Genomic DNA, 4,430 nt, shown 5'->3' on the forward strand with positions numbered 1-4,430 from the left:
CGCGCTATGAGCGAGCCCACCACAGCCCAGCCCGACGCCCCGGCCCCGGCCCCGGCCCCGATCCAGCTCGGCTTCGCCCGCGGCATCGCGCCGAGCAAGTGGGCCGAGCGCTGGCACACGGTCACCGGCTCCCAGCTCGACCTCGTCCCCGTTGACATCGCGTACGGCCGCACGGCGGCATCGGCGGCGTGCGACGTGATGCTCGAGCGCGCCCTCCCAGGCCATCGCCCGGCGGGCAGCGCGGAGCCCGACCGCACCCGGCACGCGCTGCGGCTCTACGAGGAGACGATCACGCTCGTGGTCGACGCCGATCACGCGCTCGCGAAGCGCGAGTCGATCGCGCTTCCCGCGCTCGCCCAGGTGCACCTCCTCGACCACCCCGAGCACCCGGCCGAGTGGCCGGCCGCGGTCGCGTGGGAGGACCCGGCGTGGATGCCGCGCGACGTGCAGGCCGCCCTCGAACTCGTCGCCACCGGTGCCGGCGCGATCCTGCTGCCCACGCTGCTCGCGCGCCACCTCGTCGACAAGAAGCAGCACCGCATGATCCCGATCACCGGGGCGGACACCCTGCCGCGCACCGCCGTCTGGGCCACCTGGGAGCTCACCCGCGACGCCGCGGACGTGCAGCAGCTCGTTGGCGTGATCCGCGGCCGCACGGCCCGCAGCTCGCGGTCGGCTGCCGAACCCGAGCAGCCGGCGCAGGCGCCGAAGCCGGCGAAGAAGAAGCCGCAGCAGCAGCCGCAGAAAAAGAAGGCCGGCCCGAAGCCGGGCTCGCGCGGGGCCCAGCTCGCGGCGACGAAGAAGAAGCCGCCGCGGCCGGGCCGCAAGCGCTAGAGCTGCGACGCCGGCACGTCGAACGTGCCGCAGGCCGTTGGCCCCTGCTGGTAGCCCACCTGGAACCAGCGCTGGCGCTGCTCCGAGGTGCCGTGGGTGAAGCGCTCGGGGTTCACGCCCATGCCGGCCGACTCCATGATGTGGTCGTCGCCGACCGCGGCGGCGGCGCTCATCGCGTCGGCGATCTCCTGCTGGGTGACCGGCTTCAGGAAGGGCACGCCCTGATCGTCGGTGACGGTTGAGGCGTTCTGCACCCAGGCGCCGGCGAAGCAGTCGGCCTGCAGCTCGAGCCGCACCGATCCCGATGCTGCGCCCGACTCGCGGCCGGCGCTCTGCAGCGATCCGATCAGGTTCGAGATGTGGTGGCCCCACTCGTGCGCGAGCACGTACATCTGCGAGAGCGAGCCGTCCGAGGCGCCGTAGTCGCGGTTCAGCGTGTTGAAGAACGCGACATCGATGTAGATGGTCTCGTCCGACGGGCAGTAGAACGGGCCGGTGGCCGCAGATGCCGCGCCGCACGGCGACTGAGTCTGGCCGCTGAAGAGCACCACCGGGCCTGGGGCGCGGTAGTTGCCCACCTGCGTCGCCCAGTAGCGATCGAGCGAGTCGCTCGCGGCCGCCATACGACACTCGACGTCGCGGTTCGCGTCAGCGCCGGCAGCGCAGCCCTCAAGGGAGCCCGACTCGGGCTCCGAGATCACGGTGCCCGAGCCGAGCGCGCTGTTGAGCGCCGGCGCGAACATGTTGAGGTTCACCCCGAACAGCTGCGAGCCAAGCGCGAGCAGCAGGGCGATGCCGATGCCGCCGCCCGCGATCATGCCGCCCTTGCGCGCGCCGCCGCCGCGCTTGGTCACCTTGCTGGTGTCGATCCGCACGTTGTCGTTGAACGTCATGATCGTCTCACTCTCCGTTGCTCTCGGGAGCCTGGGGAACTCCCGGCCCTGCGAAGCGGTCGGTTGCGCGCACGAGTGCGTCGATGATCCCCGGCTCGCTCGCTGCGTGCCCCGCGTCAGCGACCATCTCGAAGTCGGCCTCGGGCCAGGCCCGATGCAGATCCCAAGCGGTGCGCGCGGGGGTGCACACGTCGTACCGCCCCTGCACGATGATACCGGGGATCCCGCGCAGCTTTTCGGCGGCGTCGCGGATCAGCTGCCCCTCCTCGAGCCAGCCGCCGTGCGAGAAGAAGTGATTCTCGATGCGCGCGAACGCGACGGCCGCAGCGGTGTCCGCGCGGGCGGCGGCGATGGCCGCGGCGTCGGGAATGAGGCGGATCGTGGTGTGCTCCCACACGGTCCAGGCCACGCCGGCCGGCGTGTGCACCGCGGGATCGGGATCGGTGAGCCGGCGACGGTACGCCGCGATGAGCTCGTGGCGCTCCCCCTCGGCGATGGGCGCGAGGTAGTCCTCCCAGGCGTCCGGGAAGAGGTGCGAGGCCCCGTCCTGGTAGAACCAGGCGAGCTCCTGCTCGCGCAGCGTGAAGATGCCGCGCAGCACCAGTTCGGTGACGCGCTCCGGATGGGTCTGTGCATACGCGAGGGCGAGCGTCGAGCCCCAGGAGCCGCCGAACACCTGCCAGCGGTCGATCCCGAGATGCTCGCGCAGCCGCTCGATGTCGGCGACGAGGTGCCAGGTGGTGTTCGCGCTGAGGTCGGCGTCCGGCGCGCTCGCGTGCGGCAGGCTCCGCCCGCAGCCGCGCTGGTCGAGGAGCACGATGCGGTAGCGATCCGGATCGAAATAGCGCCGGTGGTCCGGGGAGCAGCCCCCGCCCGGCCCGCCGTGCAGGAAGACGACGGGCTTCCCGTCGGGGTTGCCGCAGCTCTCCCAGTACATCTCGGCGCCGTCGCCGACGGGCAGCATGCCGTGCGCCGTCGGTTCGATCGGCGGATAGAGCGAGCGCAGTGCCATACCGCTCACTCTAATACCTCACCGGGGCCGCACAGCAGATGCTGCGCGGCCCCGGTGGCGGCGTGGTGGGTGCGCGGGGCACAGGGCACAAGGTGCCGGGCGCCGGGCGCCGGGCGCCCTGCGCCTAGGCCTGCTTCGCGCGCTTGCGCAGCTCCTTCTCGTGGATCGGCCAGGTGCCGGCCGCGCGCTGCGCCTCGACGTAGGCGTGCGCCTCCTCCTGGCGCTCGGCCTCGATCCCCGTCGCGATCTCCGCGCGCAGCAGCTCGGGCGAGAGCCCAAACGCGTCGACGAGGTCGAGCGCGTGCGGGCGGAGGCGGGCGATCAGGCGATCAATGTAGGCAGTGACCGCCTCGGCGCGCTGCCCCGAGATGCGACCCTGCACGAGATACCACGCGGCGTGCTCCTCGATGAGACCGAAGCCGAAGAGGTCGCGCAGCCAGGTGAGCACCTGCTTTGAGCCCGGATCCGAGATCCGCTCGACCTCCTCGGTGAACGCCTCCCACTGCAGCAGCTCAGCGTGCGCGCGCGCCGCCTCGATGAGCTTGTGCTGCTGCGCGTTGAACGCCTCCTCGTTCGCGATCGCCTTGCCCTGCGCGTCGCCCTTCGGCACGTGCTTCGTTGCCTCGCGGAGCGCCATCGCGATCTCCGACACCATCGTCTCCACGCGGTCGGTGAGCAGCGCGCGCTGCGCCTCCGGCGAGCGGAGGCTCTCGACGGAGCGCGCCACCCGGCCGAGATCCGCGATGCTCTGCCCCATCTGGCGCAGGCCGAAACGGCTCACCCGATCCCCCAGCTGGCTGGCCGCCGCCTTCGCGAGCGCTGCCCGGTCGCCGCCGGCGAACTGCTTCGCGTAGTCGGTGAGGAGGCGCTTGCCGACGAGCTGCAGCAGCACGTTGTTGTCGCCCTCGAACGTGACGTAGATGTCGAGGTCGGCGCGGAGCCCGACCAGGCGATTCTTCGCCATGAAGCCGGCACCGCCCGTCGCCTCGCGCGCCTCCTGCAGCGTGTCGAGCGCCGCCCAGGTGGAAAGCGGCTTCAGGCCGGCCGCGAGCGTTTCGAGGTCCTCGCGGTTCGCGTCGGTGTCCTTCGCACCGGAGAACACCTCGTCGAACACGGTGAGCAGGCGCTCGCTCGCGAAGGCCATCGCGTACGTCTGCGCGAGGCGCGGGATCAGACGGCGCTGGTGCAGCCCGTAGTCCATCAGTACAGTCTCACGGCCGGAGGCGCCGGGGAACTGGCGCCGCTCACTGCCGTAGCGGATCGCGATCGTCAGCGCCGCCATCATCGCTTTCACAGCAGATCCGTCGAGGGACACGCGGCCCTGCACGAGCGTGCCGATCATCGTGAAGAAGCGACGGCCGGGACTCTCGATCGACGAGGAATACGTACCGTCTGCCGCGACATCGCCGTAGCGGTTGAGCAGGTTCTCGCGCGGGATCCGCACGTGCGTGAAGTGCAGTCGACCGTTGTCGATGCCGTTCAGGCCACCCTTCACGCCATCGTCCTCGCTGCCAACGCCCGGCAGCATCTCGCCGTCCGGGGTGCGAATCGGCACGAAGAAGGCATGCACGCCGTGGTTGACGTCCTTCGTGATGAGCTGCGCGAACACGACGGCCGCCTGGCCGTGGAGCGCGGCGTTGCCGAGGTAGTCCTTCCATGCGCCGGTGAACGGCGTGTGGATCTCGAACTCC

Annotated in this window: 4 protein-coding genes; 1 reads left to right on the plus strand and 3 read right to left on the minus strand. The window is 71.2% G+C overall.

Translation table 11 applies throughout. The annotated features are described in order from the left end of the window. On the plus strand, nt 1–834 hold an 834-nt coding region (locus tag EGM46_RS14350; RefSeq protein WP_346773396.1), incomplete at its 5' end, for a LysR family transcriptional regulator substrate-binding protein. Here EGM46_RS14350 and ypfJ read toward each other — a convergent pair. The 3 genes from ypfJ to EGM46_RS14365 form a co-directional block, all read right to left on the minus strand. After that, complete coding sequence (gene ypfJ, locus EGM46_RS14355; RefSeq protein WP_125100804.1) at nt 831–1,727, minus strand: KPN_02809 family neutral zinc metallopeptidase; 897 nt, start codon at nt 1,725–1,727, stop codon at nt 831–833. The genes EGM46_RS14350 and ypfJ overlap by 4 nt on opposite strands. Before the next feature lie 7 nt (nt 1,728–1,734). Beyond that, entirely contained in the window at nt 1,735–2,733 is a 999-nt protein-coding gene (gene pip, locus EGM46_RS14360) for a prolyl aminopeptidase (RefSeq protein WP_125100807.1), read from the minus strand. Nucleotides 2,734–2,863: 130 nt separating this feature from the next. Then, on the minus strand, nt 2,864–4,430 hold a 1,567-nt coding region (locus EGM46_RS14365), incomplete at its 5' end, for an acyl-CoA dehydrogenase (protein WP_125100805.1).

Source organism: Leucobacter chromiireducens (assembly GCF_003917135.1).
GTDB lineage: Bacteria > Actinomycetota > Actinomycetes > Actinomycetales > Microbacteriaceae > Leucobacter > Leucobacter chromiireducens_A.